General features: G+C 59.9%; 14 protein-coding genes. 5 read left to right on the top strand and 9 right to left on the bottom strand.

The annotated features are described in order from the left end of the window. Positions 1-13: 13 nt before the first annotated feature. From M0D69_RS18205 to M0D69_RS18195, 3 genes are all read right to left on the bottom strand, one after another. Positions 14-328, bottom strand: a complete 315-nt coding sequence (locus tag M0D69_RS18205) for a hypothetical protein (protein ID WP_301783351.1) — start codon at positions 326-328, stop codon at positions 14-16. A 186-nt stretch (positions 329-514) separates the two neighbouring features. Then, entirely contained in the window at positions 515-1810 is a 1296-nt protein-coding gene (locus M0D69_RS18200) for a ribonucleotide-diphosphate reductase subunit beta (RefSeq protein WP_301783350.1), read from the bottom strand. 735 nt (positions 1811-2545) lie between these two features. Then, complete coding sequence (locus tag M0D69_RS18195; protein ID WP_047845260.1) at positions 2546-2764, bottom strand: DUF3820 family protein; 219 nt, start codon at positions 2762-2764, stop codon at positions 2546-2548. Between the two features lie 125 nt (positions 2765-2889). Here M0D69_RS18195 and M0D69_RS18190 point away from each other — a divergent pair, with 125 nt between their 5' ends. Beyond that, positions 2890-4287: an MFS transporter gene (locus M0D69_RS18190; protein ID WP_301783349.1), complete on the top strand. Its 1398-nt coding sequence runs from the start codon at positions 2890-2892 to the stop codon at positions 4285-4287. A 183-nt stretch (positions 4288-4470) separates the two neighbouring features. On the opposite strand, the gene M0D69_RS18185 is transcribed toward M0D69_RS18190, so the two are convergent. The 4 genes from M0D69_RS18185 to M0D69_RS18170 all read right to left on the bottom strand — a co-directional run bounded on the left by M0D69_RS18185 (position 4471) and on the right by M0D69_RS18170 (position 10030). Then, the gene (locus tag M0D69_RS18185; protein WP_301783348.1) at positions 4471-7482 is read right to left on the bottom strand and encodes a ribonucleoside-diphosphate reductase subunit alpha; all 3012 of its coding nucleotides are present in this window, start codon (positions 7480-7482) and stop codon (positions 4471-4473) included. Positions 7483-8147: 665 nt separating this feature from the next. After that, the gene (gene ampD, locus M0D69_RS18180; protein ID WP_301783347.1) at positions 8148-8732 is read right to left on the bottom strand and encodes a 1,6-anhydro-N-acetylmuramyl-L-alanine amidase AmpD; all 585 of its coding nucleotides are present in this window, start codon (positions 8730-8732) and stop codon (positions 8148-8150) included. After that, complete coding sequence (locus M0D69_RS18175) at positions 8729-9031, bottom strand: PP0621 family protein (protein WP_301783346.1); 303 nt, start codon at positions 9029-9031, stop codon at positions 8729-8731. The genes ampD and M0D69_RS18175 overlap by 4 nt, the downstream gene beginning before the upstream one ends. Positions 9032-9082: 51 nt before the next feature. Next, positions 9083-10030, bottom strand: a complete 948-nt coding sequence (locus M0D69_RS18170) for an inner membrane protein YpjD (protein ID WP_301783345.1) — start codon at positions 10028-10030, stop codon at positions 9083-9085. Positions 10031-10143: 113 nt separating this feature from the next. Here M0D69_RS18170 and ffh point away from each other — a divergent pair, with 113 nt between their 5' ends. Both ffh and M0D69_RS18160 read left to right on the top strand, forming a co-directional pair. Further along, a complete protein-coding gene (ffh, locus tag M0D69_RS18165) occupies positions 10144-11511 on the top strand; it encodes a signal recognition particle protein (protein ID WP_301783344.1) in 1368 nt (455 codons plus the stop codon). A gap of 131 nt (positions 11512-11642) precedes the next feature. Next, positions 11643-12194, top strand: a complete 552-nt coding sequence (locus M0D69_RS18160; RefSeq protein ID WP_301783343.1) for a hypoxanthine-guanine phosphoribosyltransferase — start codon at positions 11643-11645, stop codon at positions 12192-12194. Between the two features lie 229 nt (positions 12195-12423). On the opposite strand, the gene M0D69_RS18155 is transcribed toward M0D69_RS18160, so the two are convergent. Both M0D69_RS18155 and M0D69_RS18150 read right to left on the bottom strand, forming a co-directional pair. After that, positions 12424-13035 (bottom strand): MarC family protein, encoded by a 612-nt coding sequence (locus M0D69_RS18155; protein WP_301783342.1) that lies wholly within the window; start codon positions 13033-13035, stop codon positions 12424-12426. A gap of 1 nt (position 13036) precedes the next feature. Beyond that, the gene (locus tag M0D69_RS18150) at positions 13037-14773 is read right to left on the bottom strand and encodes a proline--tRNA ligase (protein WP_301783341.1); all 1737 of its coding nucleotides are present in this window, start codon (positions 14771-14773) and stop codon (positions 13037-13039) included. Positions 14774-15004: 231 nt separating this feature from the next. Between M0D69_RS18150 and M0D69_RS18145 the strand changes: the two genes are divergently transcribed. Continuing rightward, positions 15005-15655, top strand: coding sequence for an RNA pyrophosphohydrolase (locus M0D69_RS18145; RefSeq protein ID WP_047845270.1), 651 nt, complete (start codon positions 15005-15007; stop codon positions 15653-15655). Between the two features lie 179 nt (positions 15656-15834). After that, positions 15835-16389, top strand: coding sequence for a CNP1-like family protein (locus M0D69_RS18140; RefSeq protein WP_301783340.1), 555 nt, complete (start codon positions 15835-15837; stop codon positions 16387-16389). Positions 16390-16578: the final 189 nt, after the last annotated feature.

Here is a 16578-nt window from a genome sequence, read left to right as displayed (position 1 = left end):
TTCAAGATGAGAGTCAGTTCAAACAACACCCTTCGTCAAAACCCGCTTCCCGCGTGGGCTTCTCAGGACGCACGCTGCGAAGCGGATTATTCATCGGCGTACGCTGATGGAGCCTGCTTACGCTAATGAATACGGCAAGGCGCGCTGTGCCACGAGGCACAGCGCGCCAAATTAAGTCAGCACCTGAATCGGGTGCCGGCAATCGCTTGATCGGGCCATCGGCACTGCCGACGGCATATTTCGGGGGGAAGTTTGCCCGTCCCACTGAAGGGTCCGCAAAACGCCTGTCATCTTTTTGGGCTGTTAAGCCACAAGGCGCACTTTGCATCAGGCGACCGTTCTCCTAAACCTGTTGGCCGGCGCGCGCGCAATCGTGATCGCACGCAATGGCGCCGGTTTGCCATTCATCCCGTCTACTCGGCGCCCTCTCAGGGCGCCCGGTCTACATCTAATTCGTGGCGGCAATGCGTCCATTGCCGCTGACTGACGCTCATTCGCTGACTTGCTGACTCGCTTATTCCCAGGTCAGCGCGCCGCCCGTCTGATACTCGATCACTCGCGTCTCGAAGAAGTTGCGTTCCTTCTTCAAGTCAATCATCTCGCTCATCCACGGGAACGGATTTTCTTCGTTCGGGAACAGCGGGTCGAGGCCGATCTGCTGGCAACGACGGTTACAGATGAAACGCAAATAGCTTTTGAACATGGACGCATTCAGGCCGAGCACGCCGCGCGGCATCGTGTCTTCTGCGTACCGGTATTCCAGTTCGACGGCTTCCTGGAAAATCCCGCGGATCTCCGCGCGAAATTCCGGCGTCCACAGTTGCGGCTCTTCCAGCTTGATCTGGTTGATCAGGTCGATACCGAAGTTGCAGTGCATCGACTCGTCGCGCAGGATGTACTGATACTGCTCGGCCGCCCCCGTCATCTTGTTCTGGCGACCCAGCGCCAGGATCTGCGTAAAGCCGACGTAGAAGAAGAGTCCTTCCATCACGCAGGCAAACACGATCAACGACTTCAGCAATTTCTGGTCCGCTTCGAGCGTACCGGTGGTGAAGGCCGGATCGGTGAGCGTATTGATGAACGGAATCAGGAACTCGTCCTTCGCCCGGATCGACTCAACCTCGTGATACGCGTTGAAGATTTCGCTCTCGTCCAGACCCAGCGATTCGACGATGTACTGATACGCGTGCGTGTGGATCGCTTCCTCGAACGCCTGGCGCAGCAGAAACTGCCGGCACTCGGGCGCCGTGATGTGGCGATACGTCCCGAGCACGATGTTGTTGGCCGCGAGCGAGTCGGCCGTGACGAAGAAACCGAGGTTGCGCTTCACAATCCGGCGTTCGTCGTCGGAGAGGCCGTTCGGGTCCTTCCACAGCGCGATGTCGCGCGACATGTTCACTTCCTGCGGCATCCAGTGGTTCGCACAACCCGCCAGATACTTTTCCCACGCCCACTTGTACTTGAACGGCACCAACTGATTCACGTCAGTCTTGCCGTTGATGATGCGCTTGTCGGCCACGTTCACCCGCGTTGCACTGGCAGCCGCGATGTCGCTGGCGCTCGGTGCTGCGGGAGCAACGAAGTCGCTCGCAAAAATATTCTGTGCCGCTGACGTTTGATGAGCTGCCTGAAGCACGCCATGACCGGCGACTTGCGCTGCTGCATGTGAAGTGACTGGAGCAGCAGCACGCGATGCTTGGCTGACTGCTTGGCTGAAACCCGCAACCTGACCCGCCGGGTTACGCAACATGTTGTGTTGCGAACCGTTCGAGGGAGTTACGGCAGTGGTCTCGTCATCCCAGTTGAGCATAAATTCTCACCATCAATTTAGATCGGTTTGTACCATCTTTCCATGAGCGATAAAAGAGCTTGCTCATAAAAATCCTGTTTTAGTGTTGACGCTGCTACTTGCATACAACACTTTGCGTTGAGCTCACTTGCTTGAAGCTTCATGCGAAGTCTCTTTGAACGTGTTCGATGCAGCGCTTCTTCACGCTCTTCAGCGTTGCTTTTGCCTGGTGCTTTGCATCGTCCGGCTCTGCTGTGAATCGTCTTGCGTGTTGCGTTGCGTGTTGCGTTGCGTGTCGCCGTTAAGGCGTGACATGGAACAGCTTCGCCCTCGTGATTGCCTCAATGAAAACCTGGCGCGTCTGCGTGTTCGACCATGAGAGTAAGTGCCGCTCGCGACTCGTTCAAATCACCTGAGCCGGGCTTCGGATCGTGACCTTCGACGGACCCGCCTCGACCTGCCTTTTCGAGTGCATTCCGACTCGACAAGCCCAATGTCCAGAGCTCCCGATTACACGTGTCTTGCAGCGGAAAACGATGTGCTGGCGCGTCTCGTTTCCATGTCGAAAGTGTAGCACTCGAGGTCGTCATCGCAAAGGCAAAACCACAAAATATTGGGTGTTTTGGCCTAGTGACGACTACCTATAGTACAAACGAATACGTCATGCAAGAGCCGGTTTTTACCGTAAAAATGCGACTGCATGAGGTCCGGACGCACGCATGAATCGCCCGACGCAACGCGCTCTCGCGCCGCTTTTCAGCCGCGCTTGTCACGCAGCGGCGTGAGCAATTCGCGTAAGTTGTTGTGATCAATTTCGTGCATCAGCGCGAGCAGCCGGCCGAGTTGTCCTGCAGGAAAACCCTCACGTGCGAACCACGCGAGATAGTGACCGGGCAGGTCCGCGATCAAGCGGTCCTTGTACTTTCCGTAGGGCATCTTCAGCGTGACGAGACGCTGCAAATCTTCCGGGTCCATCGTCGTTCTCCTCGGGTTTTATCGTCGTGAAGTGTCGCCGAAGACGGCACTTCACGATGTCGTTGCGATGATATCGATGCCATAATCCCAGCTTCCCGCCGCGAAGAGATCCCCTTCCGTTCTCCATGTCGCTAGCCATCAAAGCTTTCGTTGCCCCTCTCATCGTCGCTTGCGCGATGTTCATGGAAAGCGTCGATGCCAACGTCATCGTCACCGCGATCCCCGAAATGGCCAGAGCTTTTGGTCGCGATCCCGTAACGCTAAAGATCGCCGTCACCAGTTATGTGCTTGGCCTGGGTGTCTTCATCCCGATCTGCGGCTGGGTCGCCGACCGCTTTGGCGCACGAACCATCTTTCGGCTCGCCATTGGCATCTTCGTCGCCGGTTCCATCTTGTGCGCCGCGTCCACCTCGCTGATCCCGTTCACGCTCGCGCGCTTCGTGCAGGGCGTGGGCGGCGCGATGATGGTGCCGGTCGGGCGGATCATCATCTTTCGCTCGGTGCCGCGCTCCGAATTCATCCGCGCGATGAACTACCTCTCCGTGCCCGCGATGTTCGGTCCCGCCGTCGGCCCGCTGCTCGGCGGTTTCATCACCACCTATCTGCACTGGCGCCTGATCTTCTTCATCAACATCCCGATCGGCATCCTCGGCATCTACCTCACCAACCGTTACATCGGCAACGCGCGCGAGGCGCATCCCGGACCGCTCGACTGGGTCGGTTTCTTTTTATCGGCGAGCGGCGGCACGCTGTTTCTGCTCGGGCTTTCGCTGATCGGCGGCGAACTCGTCACCGATCGCACCGCGGCGTGCATGGCGCTCGCCGGCATCGTCTTCCTCGTCGTGTATTTCCTGCACTCGCGACGCGTAAAACTGCCACTCCTCGATCTGCGCTTCCTGCGCGTGCCGACCTTCCAGGCGAGTGTCGTGGGCGGCTCGCTGTTTCGCATCGGCCTCGGCGCGGTGCCGTTCCTGCTCCCGCTCGCGATGCAGGAAGGACTCGGCATGAGCGCGTTCAAGTCAGGTTCGATCACTTGCGCGTCCGCGTTCGGCGGCATGTTCATGCGCTCGCTCGCGTCGCGCGTGCTGCACCGCTACGGCTTCCGGCAGACATTGATGGTCAACGCCGCGTTCTCGGGCATCGCGATTGCCGCCTGCGGCATGTTCTATCCCGGCACGCCAACGTGGATCATCTGGAGCGTCGTCCTGCTCGGCGGTTTTTTTCCCGCGCTGCAATTCACAAGCCTCAACTCGCTGACATACGCCGAGATCGAAAGCCGCGATGTGGGCCGTGCGACGAGTCTCGGAAGTTTCATTCAGCAGGTGTCGCTGGGACTGGGTGTGACCGTTGGCGGAATCGCGTTGCAGATTTCGCACGATCTGCAAGGGCATCCGCAGATGGTCTGGTCGGATTTCTGGCCGGCGTTTGTGGTCGTCGGATTGTTTTCGTTTCTTTCGATACCCATTACCGCGAGGCTCGGACGGGACGCGGGGCACGAGATATCGAGGGGAACGCGCGGGTGACGAGAGTCTGCGGCGTTTCGGAACCCGGCGAGCATGAATAGAAAAGAGAAAAGGCCGGTTCCGAATCCGCCGCCCCTTCCGTTCTGGAAAGAACAACCGCCTCGTACCGGCCTCGAATCTCAAACAAATCTCAAACACTAACCAGCGACAGGCCGATTGCATCGGCCTGTCGCTCTCTCCCTCTTACTGGCAAGCCTCGCACTCGTCGAACCCGGCATCGCCCGGACGCATCATGCAGACCGGACCATCGGCTTCGGCTTCCGCCACAGCCGCAATCGCCGGTGCCGCGACTGCAGCGGCGTTGAAACCACCCGTCGACGACCCGTGCGAACCTTGCGAGCCAAAGCCGTTGCCGTTCGCACCTGAAGCACCACCGGCGCCATTGCCCGAGTTGCCCGAAGGCACCGAGTTCAGTTGCCCGTGCGCCACCGTCGACTTCTCGACGTGCGTCGCGGCCATCGTGCGGAGGTAGTACGTGGTCTTGAGACCGCGCAGCCACGCGAGCTTGTACACCTCGTCGAGCTTCTTGCCCGAGGCGCCCGCCATATAGATGTTCAGCGATTGCGCCTGGTCGATCCACTTCTGACGGCGCGATGCCGCTTCCACCACCCACGTAGCATCCAGTTCGAACGCCGTTGCGTAGATTGCCCGCAGATCGGCCGGAACCCGGTCGATGCGCGACAGCGTGCCGTCGAAGTATTTCAGGTCGGAGACCATCACTTCGTCCCACAGACCGCGTTGCTTCAGGTCACGCACCAGATAATCGTTCACGACCGTGAATTCGCCCGACAGATTCGACTTCACGTACAGATTCTGGAACGTCGGCTCGATACACGCCGACACGCCGATGATGTTCGAGATCGTCGCCGTCGGCGCGATTGCCACGCAGTTCGAGTTGCGCATGCCGTACGTTGCGATCCGCGAACGCAGTTCGGTCCAGTCCATCGATGCGCTGTCGTCCACTTCCACGTACCCGCCGCGCGCCTCGGCCAGCAGCTTCAGCGAATCCTGCGGGAGAATGCCGCGATCCCACAGCGAGCCGCGATAGCTCGAATAACGGCCGCGCTCTTGCGCCAGTTCCGTCGATGCGTAGTAAGCGTAGTAGCAGACCGCTTCCATGGACGTATCGGCGAATTCGACCGCTTCCTTCGACGCATACGGCGTGCGCAGCAAGTGCAGGCAGTCCTGGAAGCCCATGATGCCCATGCCAACCGGACGATGCTTCAGGTTCGAATTGCGCGCCTTGGCGACGGCGTAGTAATTGATATCAATGACGTTGTCGAGCATGCGCATGGCCACGCTGACGGTGCGCTTGAGCTTGTCGTGATCGAGCGCGAGCGTGCCGTCGGCCTGCTTCGTCATATGCGCCACCAGGTTCACCGAGCCGAGATTACACACGGCGATTTCGGTGTCGCTGGTGTTCAGCGTGATTTCCGTGCACAGGTTCGACGAGTGGACGACGCCCACATGCTGCTGCGGCGAACGGATGTTGCACGGATCCTTGAACGTGATCCACGGATGACCCGTCTCGAACAGCATGCCCAGCATCTTGCGCCACAGTTGCGCGGCCGGAACCTTCTTGAACAGCTTGATCTCGCCGCGCGCGGCTTTCTCTTCATACGCGACGTACGCTTTTTCGAACGGTGCGCCGAACAGATCGTGCAGGTCCGGGCAGGTTGCCGGCGAGAACAGCGTCCAGTCGCCGTTTTCGTGAACGCGCTTCATGAACAGGTCGGGAATCCAGTTCGCCGTGTTCATGTCGTGCGTGCGGCGACGGTCGTCGCCGGTGTTCTTGCGCAGCTCCAGGAATTCTTCGATATCCAGGTGCCACGTTTCCAGGTACGCGCACACCGCGCCCTTGCGCTTGCCGCCCTGGTTGACCGCAACGGCCGTGTCATTCACGACCTTCAGGAATGGCACCACGCCTTGCGACTTGCCGTTCGTGCCCTTGATGTGCGAGCCGAGCGCACGCACGCGCGTCCAGTCGTTGCCCAGGCCGCCCGCGAACTTCGACAGCAGCGCGTTTTCCTTCAGCGCTTCGTAGATGCCGTCGAGGTCGTCGGCAACCGTCGTCAGGTAGCACGACGACAATTGCGAACGGCGCGTGCCGGAGTTGAACAGCGTCGGGGTGGACGACATGAAGTCGAAGCTCGACAGCACGTTGTAGAACTCGATCGCCCGCGCTTCGCGGTCGATTTCGTTCAACGCCAGGCCCATCGCGACGCGCATGAAGAACGCTTGCGGCAATTCGATGCGCTTGGTTTCGTTGTGCAAGAAGTAGCGGTCATACAGCGTCTGCAGGCCGAGATAGCCGAATTGCAGATCGCGCTCGGCGTCGAGCGCGGCGCCCAGGCGCTTCAAGTCGTACTGCTGGAGCTTTTCGTCGAGCAACTCCGCTTCTACGCCCTGCTTGATGAACAGCGGGAAATACTCGGCGTAGCGCGTGGCCATTTCGCCTTGCGAGACGTCTTCTTCCAGGATTTCGCGACGGATCGTGTGCAGCAAGATGCGCGCGGTGACCTGGCTGTACGCCGGGTCTTTTTCGATCATGGTGCGCGCAGCGAGAATGGCGGAGTCATAGACTTGCGCCATCGGCACGCCGTCGTACAGGTTCTTCACCGTTTCCGCGACGATCGGATCGGCGCTCACTTCGCTGCCGAGATTCACGCACGCTTCGTTGATGCGCGCCTTCAGTGCGTCCAGATCCAGCGGATGCGACACGCCGTTGTCGATCACATTGATGCCAAGCGCGTTCGCCCGCGTTTCCGGGGCGTGGGCGCGCTCCTGCGTGCGCTTCTCGCGATACAGAACGTACGCGCGCGCCACGTTGTGCTCGCCGCCGCGCATCAGCGCGAGTTCGACCTGATCCTGGATGTCTTCTATATGGAACGTACCGCCGTTGGGACGGCTGCGAACCAATGACCTGACGACGCTTTGCGTCAGTTGTTCGACGAGTTCGCGCACGCGTGCCGAGCCTGCGCCCTGGCCGCCGTTCACAGCCAGAAACGCTTTCGTCACGGCGATGGAGATCTTCGACGGCTCGAACGACACCACGGTCCCGTTGCGGCGGATGACTTTGTAGTCGGCCAGTGTGGCGTCCGGTGCGAGTCCGCTGGCGCTCGGCTGACCCTGCGCGCCGATGGGCCGCACGGAGGCGCCCTCGTAGGAAGTCGTGGCGTTGTCGGTGGTTTGCATGTGCAAATCTCCTGGTGTTCGATGGTGCGGAACGTCCGCGGATTGAGATGCGTGCCGCGCGTGGTGGCTGCTTGTTGCTTCTTTGTTGCTGTTCACTGCTTTTGCCAACCACGCACGACGATGAAATTGAAAATGGCTAGCTGGGGAAAGCGCCGGTGCCGTTCTTGCGCCCGGTCCCAATCGTTTTCCGATGGGCCGACACGCTTCAAACCGACGAAGACACCCTCCTTGCTACGCCTGTTTGCCTCGGTCTTTCAAACTGGACGCCGACGTTTTTTACGCGACGAATCAGTTGCTTATCCGGTGTTTTCTTCTATGGCCGGAAAGCATGCGGCGCCGGCTCTACGAGCGGGGCGCCGCTTGGACAACACAACATATAGTGCGAATTACGTCTCTGAGCACCAAGTATAGTGACATTCCGCACAGTCTCAAAAACTTTTATTTGCTGAAGAATGGCCTTCAGAGGGTTGACTTTTGAAATGCCAAAGTCGGACAAGGGAAAGCGCGCTTACGTGCGGCGATGCAAAACGCAAGCCCTGCGATCCGTGCGAAGCGCTCAGTAACGCGAGCGCTAAGCCAGAGAACGATGGCAAGAGAAAAGCGCGGCCCGGCGTCTCAATCACTCACGTGCGGCAAGCACTCGATCGAGCGAGAACGACAGCGAATCAGACGTCGCCGAGATAGGGAAAATACTGAAGGGGGAGTTGTGTATCGCGCTGCAGCCGCGGCCATTCGAAGTACGGGCCCGGATCGGTTTTACGACCCGGCGCGATGTCCGAATGACCGGCGAGCGCTTCGATCGGATATCGCCGGATGAGCGCCTGGACGACATCATTGAGCGACCCATATTGCGCGTCCTCGAACGCACATCGATCACTGCCTTCCAGTTCGATGCCCACCGAGAAGTCATTGCATCGCTCGCGCCCGAGAAAACTCGACACGCCCGCATGCCACGCGCGTTCATTACACGACACATATTGCTCAACCGCACCGTCACGGCGGATCACGAAATGCGACGACACGCGCATGCCGCGCAGTCGGTCGTAATACGGATGAGCGTCGTGATCGAGACGATTCTGGAAGAATTCAGCGATTGCGCTGCCGCCGAATTCATCTGGCGGCAGGCTGATATTGTGAACGACAACGAGCGTGGGCTCGATACTCCCCGGCCGCGCTTCGAAGTTCGGCGACACTACGCGATGCGCAGCCGTGTACCAGCCGTCGGCACCGATCGAACCGGCAACGCTCATCGCGCGTCGCGGCCTGTGGGGCGAGCGGCGTGGCGCCGGGCGTGATCGGCCGAACAGAAGCGATGCCCCGCCGCGATGATCGCTTCGCTGCTCGGCGTATGCACGCCGCATTCAGCGCAGCGCACCAGGGGATCGGGGAGCTGCGGCGCGCCGCCGGAAGCGGCAGGACCGTGAGAGGCGCGCGCGGCGCCAGCGCCCCCGCCAGCTTGCGCGCCAGCGGCAGCCTGAGCGCGCTTGAGCTTCTTGAACAGCCACTGGCTCGCAAAGAACACAAATATCAACAGCAGAAGTTGGCGCATGATCTTACTAATAGTAGAGGCAACAAAATCCCGGTGATTCAAACCACCGCGTCAGACGACCGCGCGATGCAGCAGCACTTCGAACACGAAGCGGCTACCCACGTAAGCGAGCAGCAACGCGACGAACGAAGCCAGCACCCAGCGTAACGCAGCGCGGCCGCGCCAGCCCGACACACGGCGCGCGGTCAGCAATGCGCCGAACATCAGCCACGACAGAATGGCGAACACGGTCTTGTGATCAAGTTTGAACGCTTTATCGACGAGTTGTTCGTTGAACGCGACACCCGATATAAGCGTGAGCGTCAGCAGCACGAAGCCCGCCGAGATCAGGCGAAACAGCAATTTTTCCAGCGTGAGCAGCGGCGGCAAGGTATCGAGCCAGCTCGACACCCAGCTATTCGACGTATGCCGCGTAGCCGTTCCGCGCATGTTCTGCAGGCGCTTTTCCACCATCAGCATCAGGATGGCGTGAAGCGCGGCAATGGCAAACAAGCCGTACGCGATGTTCGCGATCAGGAAGTGCAGCTTGAACATGGGCGCGGCGGAGTACGACAACACGTGCACGCCGCCAAAGACCAGCGGCATCACCGACGCCACGCACGCAAGCGGCAACACGAGTAGCCGCAAGCCGTCGAGCGGGAAGAAAAAGCTTTCTATCCAGTAGATGCCCGCGCCCAGCCAGAACATGGCGGAGAGCGCGAAGGCAAAGCCGAACACCATCGCGTTCTGCGGAAAGATGGTGGTGTGCAGCAAGAGGCCGTGCACGAGCAACGCGACGCCCAGCAGCACGCGTCCCATTGAACTCATGCCCGATGCCTTCGATGCCCGGCCGCTCTGCATTGCGTCGGCCATGCCGGTGCTCATTCCGCCGGCCAGGCGACCGCCCGCAGGCATGCCTGCCAGCGCCGGTTCCACGGCCGTGTGGCGATGCGCGCGCCAACCCGCTACGGCAAGTCCGCCGTAGAGAAGCGCAGTGAGGGCATACAGTACAATATCCATGTTCGAAGTTTACACCAGGCCCTGAGGCCACGACGTCTTCCCCTCTTGCCAGTACGACTTGAAGCAAGAGCAGTCGGGACGCCGCAACCCGGCCGCACTCTCCACACGCTCCCATGCTCGACACACTCACTACACGGATGGCGCGCGTCGTCAAGACGCTGCGCGGCGAAGCCCGGCTCACTGAGGCTAACACGCAGGAAATGCTGCGCGAAGTGCGCCTGGCGCTGCTCGAGGCCGACGTCGCGTTGCCGGTCGTGCGCGAATTTATCGCGAAGGTGAAGGAAAAAGCGCTCGGCGAGGAAGTGATTTCCAGTTTGTCGCCGGGTCAGGCGCTCGTCGGGGTCGTGCAGCGCGAGCTGACTGCCATTATTGGCGGGGACTACGAGGGTAAGGCCGTCGAGCTGAATCTCGCGGTCACGCCGCCGGCAATCATCCTGATGGCCGGCCTGCAAGGCGCGGGTAAAACCACCACGTCGGGCAAGCTCGCCAAGCTGCTGCGCGAGAAGCACAAGAAAAAAGTACTGACGGTGTCCGTCGACGTGTATCGTCCGGCCGCTATTCAGCAGCTGAAAACGGTGACCGAACAGGTTGGCGCAGACTTTTTCCCGTCGGAGCCGGATCAAAAGCCCGCGGACATTGCGCGCGCGGCCGTGGACTGGGCGAAACGCCATTTCCATGACGTGCTGATCGTCGATACGGCCGGCCGGCTCGGTATCGACGAAGCGATGATGAACGAAATCGCTGAACTCCACGAAATCCTGAAGCCGGCGGAAACGCTGTTCGTCGTCGACGCCATGCTCGGTCAGGACGCCGTGAACACCGCCAAGGCGTTCAGCGACGCACTGCCGCTGACCGGCGTGGTGCTGACCAAGCTGGACGGCGACTCGCGCGGTGGCGCGGCGCTCTCGGTGCGCCACGTGACCGGCAAGCCGATCAAGTTCGTCGGTGTTGCGGAAAAACTGGACGGACTGGAAGTTTTCCACCCGGGCCGGATGGCGAACCGGATTCTCGGCATGGGCGACATTCTCGCTTTGGTCGAGGAAGCGCAAAAAGGCGTGGACGGCGCGGCCGCGCAAAAACTCGCCGATAAAGTCAAGAAAGGCGGCGATTTCGACCTGAACGACTTCCGTGCGCAACTTTCGCAGATGAAGAAGATGGGCGGTTTGTCCTCGCTGATGGACAAGCTGCCGGCACAGTTCCAGCAGGCTGCGGCGGGCGCGAACATGGGCGTCGCCGAAAAACAGATGCGCCGGATGGAAGGCATCATCAATTCCATGACCCTGCAGGAACGCGCTAAACCCGATCTCATCAAGGCGCAGCGTAAGCGGCGAATTGCCGCGGGCGCGGGCGTGCAGGTGCAGGAAGTCAACCGCATGCTGAATCAATACGAGCAAATGCGCGGCATGATGAAAAAGCTCAAAGGCGGCAATCTGCAGAAAATGATGCGCGGCATGAAAGGCATGATGCCGGGCATGCGTTGAGTTTTTTGATCGGGTATTGATCGAGTTTGATTTCCACGGCCCGCGTTTCGCTGAGGAACGCGGGTTTATCATGTGGCGCTTAGCGCCGCGTTTCCCCTATTTTTAGCTCTACACCCTCGCCGCCTGCCCTTATGAATCGCGAAGAAGCACTCCATATTTTCAGCCACTCCGAAGAGATCGTTTCGGCGCAAGACGTGGCCGCGTCGATCGAAAGCATGGCGAAAGCCATCGGTGCAAGTGCTGGCGAAGAATTCCCGCTCGTGCTGTCCGTCATGGGCGGCGCGGCCGTGTTTACCGGCATGTTGCTGCCGCACCTCGACTTCCCGCTCGAGTTCGACTACATCCACTTGACGCGGTATCGGAACACCACCAAGGGCGGCGACAAGATGGAATGGCGCGTGGCGCCGGCCGAATCGGTGAAGGATCGCGTGGTGCTCGTGCTCGACGACATCCTCGATGAAGGCGAAACCATGGCCGCCATCCGCGACCGCATCATGGCAATGGGCGCAAAGAAGTTTCTCTCGGCAGTGCTGTGCGAGAAGATCATCGATAAATCGAAACCCTTGCGGCCGGACTTTTGCGGCTTCGAAGTGCCGGACCGGTATGTGTTTGGCTGCGGCATGGACGCGAAGGGATATTGGCGCAATCTGCCGACTATCCGGGCGCTGACGGAAGGGGCGTGAGTCGTCTTGAGTGTTTGAGGCGAGCGTAAAGTAAAGGCCGCACAATCCGCTGCGATGCCGTTCAGCCAAGTTTAAAAAAAATGCCGTTTCAACTTACGTTGAAACGGCATTTTTACGTACGGTTGTTGCCTCTTGCGTTCAACCCCAAAAGCCGCTGCAGGCGTTTTAGGAAACTGAACATCGACGTCGAACGCGATCCCTGGCTGTACTTCGGTCAGGCATGAATGCGTCAGCCGTTCACCGCCAGCTGATGCACGAAGGTCCGTATTCCGGTCAGTATCATTTCCACCGATATCGCGACCAGCACCAAACCCATCAAGCGCTCGAACGCCGTGACAGCGCGTTCGCCGAGCCAATGCTGGATCTTCTCGGCCAGCACCAGCACGACCGCACAGACCATCATGGTGACGGTCAACGCGCCGACCCATTCCCACATCTGCCCCGGCGCCTGCGATGTCAGCAGCATCACCGTCGCAAGCGCTGACGGACCGGCCAGCGCGGGAATGGCCAGCGGCACGATCAGCGGTTCGCCACCGCGTGAATCGCCGCCCATCGGACCGTCGGGATGCGGAAAGATCATCCGCAACGCGATCAGGAACAACACGATCCCGCCGCCCAGCCGCAACGACAAATCCGTCAGACTCATCGCGCGTAGAAAGCGGTCGCCGACGAGCATGAACGCCAGCAAGATCCCAAAGGCGATCGCCACTTCACGCAGGATCACAACCCGCCGCCGCTCCTTCGCCACACCACGCAATGCGTTGATGAAGATCGGGATATTGCCGAGCGGATCGGTGATCAGAATGAGCAGCACCGTCGCCGAGAGGAAGTTGTACTGCACGTTACCGCGCCAGTGCAGCGCGCACTTTCTCGATCACCACGCTCGCCGCGTCTTCCACCGGCAGCAACGTGGCTTCGGCGTCGCGTCGCGCCTGATATTCGAGCTTGCCTTCCTTGAGCCCACGGTCGCCAATCACCAGCCGATGCGGCACGCCGATCAGCTCCCAATCCGCGAACATCACGCCCGGACGCTCGCCGCGATCGTCCAGAACCACATCGATACCCGCCGCTTGCAGCGCCGCATACAACTTGTCGGCCTGCTCGCGAACGGCGTCGCTGCGCTCGTAACCCATCGGGCATAACACGACTTCGAACGGTGCAATCGATTCCGGCCAGATGATGCCCTTGGCGTCGAAATTCTGTTCGATCGCCGCGCCCAGGATCCGCGTGATGCCGATCCCGTAGCAGCCCATTTGCATGGGCGCAGGCTTGCCGTTTTCATCGAGGAACGATGCGCCCATGGCATCGGAATACTTCGTGCCGAGCTGGAACACGTGGCCCACTTCAATGCCGCGGCAGATTTCCAGCGTGCCCTTGCCATCCGGCGACGGATCGCCTGCGAGCACGTTGCGGATGTCCGCGACGACCGGTTCTGGCAGATCGCGGCCCCAGTTCACACCGGTGGTGTGATAGTCGACCTCATTCGAGCCGACCACGAAGTCGCTCATGTTCGCGACTGTGCGATCTGCGATCACCTTGATCGGCTTCTTCGTGCCGATCGGGCCGAGATAACCCGGCGGCGTGCCGAACGTATCGATAATTTCAGCTTCCGTCGCAAAGCGATAACCCGCCAAGCCCGGTTGCTTGTTCGCCTTGATGTCATTGAGCGAATGGTCGCCGCGCAGCATCAACAGCCAGATGGTCGGCTCGGCGCCTTCGTTATCGGTCGCGAGGATGATCGACTTGATCGTGCGTTGCAGCGGAATGTTCAGCAACTCCGCCACTGCCTCGCACTTCGCCTTGCCCGGCGTCGCGGTCTTCTTCATCTCTTCCGCGGGCGCGGCACGCGTGGCGTTCAGCGGCAACGCATCCGCCGCTTCCACGTTGGCTGCGTAATCCGAGGTCGGGCAATAGGCGATTGCGTCTTCGCCCGTGTCGGCGATCACGTGGAATTCATGCGAACCGCTGCCGCCGATCGAGCCGTTATCGGCCGCTACCGCACGGAATTCCAGGCCGATGCGGGTGAACACACGCACGTAGGCATCGAACATTTTCTTGTACGACTCGGCGAGGCCTGCCTGATCGCGGTCGAAAGAATATGCGTCCTTCATGATGAATTCGCGCCCGCGCATCACGCCGAAACGCGGCCGGATTTCATCGCGGAACTTGGTCTGGACCTGGTAGAAGTTGACCGGCAGTTGCCGATAACTCTTGATCTCGCGCCGCGCGATGTCCGTCACCACTTCTTCGTGCGTGGGTCCGATCACGAAATCGCGCTCGTGACGGTCCTTGATGCGCAGCAGCTCGGGACCGTACTGCTCCCAGCGTCCCGATTCCTGCCAGAGTTCGGCCGGCTGCACCGCGGGCATCAACAATTCTAGCGCGCCGGCGCGGTTCATTTCTTCACGCACGATTGTCTCCACCTTGCGGATGGAGCGCAGGGCGATAGGCAAATAACTATAGATACCGCCCGCCACGCGGCGAATCATGCCCGCACGCATCATGAGTTGGTGGCTGACGATTTCCGCGTCGGTGGGAGCTTCCTTCAGGGTGCCAATAAAGAAACGGGATGCTTTCATTCAAAAATTTTCCAAAGCGGGAGCGCGTCGATTGAATGGGTTTTCGACCCAAACCTGCGGAACATGCAGAACGTGCGGAACGAGTGAACGACGGGACAGCGATGCGGTAAGACGTTGGCCGACCGCCCCGGCACCCAAGCGAAACGAACCCCGATTCGGGTTCGTGCCGGTGCGCCAGGCCCGTTATCTGTTTATAATCAAAGCAATTTTAAAGGATTCGAAGGTGGTTGTATGCTGGATCGTGAAGGCTTTCGCCCGAACGTCGGCATCATCCTCTTGAACGCGCACAACGAAGTGTTTTGGGGCAAGCGGCTGCGTGAACATTCCTGGCAGTTTCCGCAAGGGGGCATCAAGTACGGTGAGACCCCTGTGCAAGCGATGTATCGGGAGTTACACGAAGAAACCGGCTTGCTTCCGGAGCACGTGAAGGTCGTGGGTCGAACCCGCGACTGGCTGCGTTATGAGGTGCCGGACAAGTTCATCAAGCGCGAGGTGCGCGGACATTATCGCGGACAGAAACAGATCTGGTTTTTGTTACGCATGGTAGGCCGCGACTGTGACATTTGTTTGCGTGCGACTGATCATCCGGAATTCGATGCCTGGCGGTGGAATGAGTATTGGGTCCCGCTTGACGCGGTGATCGAGTTCAAGCGGGATGTATATCAGCTTGCGCTCACGGAACTTTCTCGCTTTCTGAGGCGCGCGGTCGTGCGGGCAGAACGCGCGGAACGTATGGCGCATCACGCCAATCGTTATCCACGCGTGATTCAGAGCATGACGATTGAAGACGCCTCCGTTTCTGCTAACGGTAGTGTCGTTCAGGCAGAATGTTCGGTGACCGAAGAGCTGCACATTTACGCACAACGTCCCTCGCGGGATTAGGACGTGTGTCATTCGAAGCGGCGGCGCGGCAACGCGCGCCGCTTTTTTTCGTGCAGCGTCGAAGGCTGGGCTTGTGTGTTTGGCATGCCGATGCGTTCCCTGGCGGGGACAATCGCGGCGCAGACACGCAGCACGATCGATTTGCAGTCGCTTCTGCATCAACCTCGGGAACTCAAGAATTGAAAGCCATTGCATTGTTCGCGGCAACCGCGGCAGCCCTTGCCGTGCTCGCCGGCTGCGGCAGCTCCAAGCCGTCAAACAAGGACGACAGCGCGTTCGTCTATCTCATGGACCGCAAGCCGACCTGGACCGAAAACGCGGTCGACACCTTGCCCCCGCTGCCGCAGGAGGCAAATCTCCTGCCGTTCACGGTGTCGGAAAACACGCCGCTGACTTTTTTCATCGATAAAAACTCGCTCAGCGTGGGCACGGACGGCATCGTCCGTTACACGGTCGTCGTGAAAAGCCCGGCGGGCGCGCGCAACGTCAATTACGAAGGCATTCGCTGCGACAACTACAACTGGCGCCTGTACGCGAGCATTAATGAGGACCAGAACAGCTGGGACCGCACAGTCGCGAACGATTTTCAACGCATCGAAAACGGCAATTTGAACGCCTATCGCGCAGCGCTGTATCAGGACTATTTCTGCGCAAACAAGTTGCCAATGGGCTCGGCCAAGCAGATTTTGTCGAACATCCAGATGAAGCGGACCGCAGTTTCGAACTATCACTAGATTGTCAGGCCGGTGAAAAAGCCCGCTGCGCCTCTCGGCCAGCGGGCTTTTTTTCGCCTAGGGCCACATCACGTTGCACGATTACGTCACGTAGCAGTGTTATGTTGTTCATGAGCATTGGCCATTTTTAATTGTTCACCAAGTCGCGCGGGATGCACCGGCCTTCAGGCCGGTGAGGCAGAGCGCTCA

Origin of the sequence: Caballeronia sp. SEWSISQ10-4 2 (assembly GCF_030464885.1) — a bacterium.
In the GTDB taxonomy this organism is placed as follows: Bacteria; Pseudomonadota; Gammaproteobacteria; order Burkholderiales; family Burkholderiaceae; genus Caballeronia.
The sequence above is the reverse complement of the archived record's forward strand: the minus strand, read 5'-3'. Positions and strand labels throughout refer to the sequence as shown.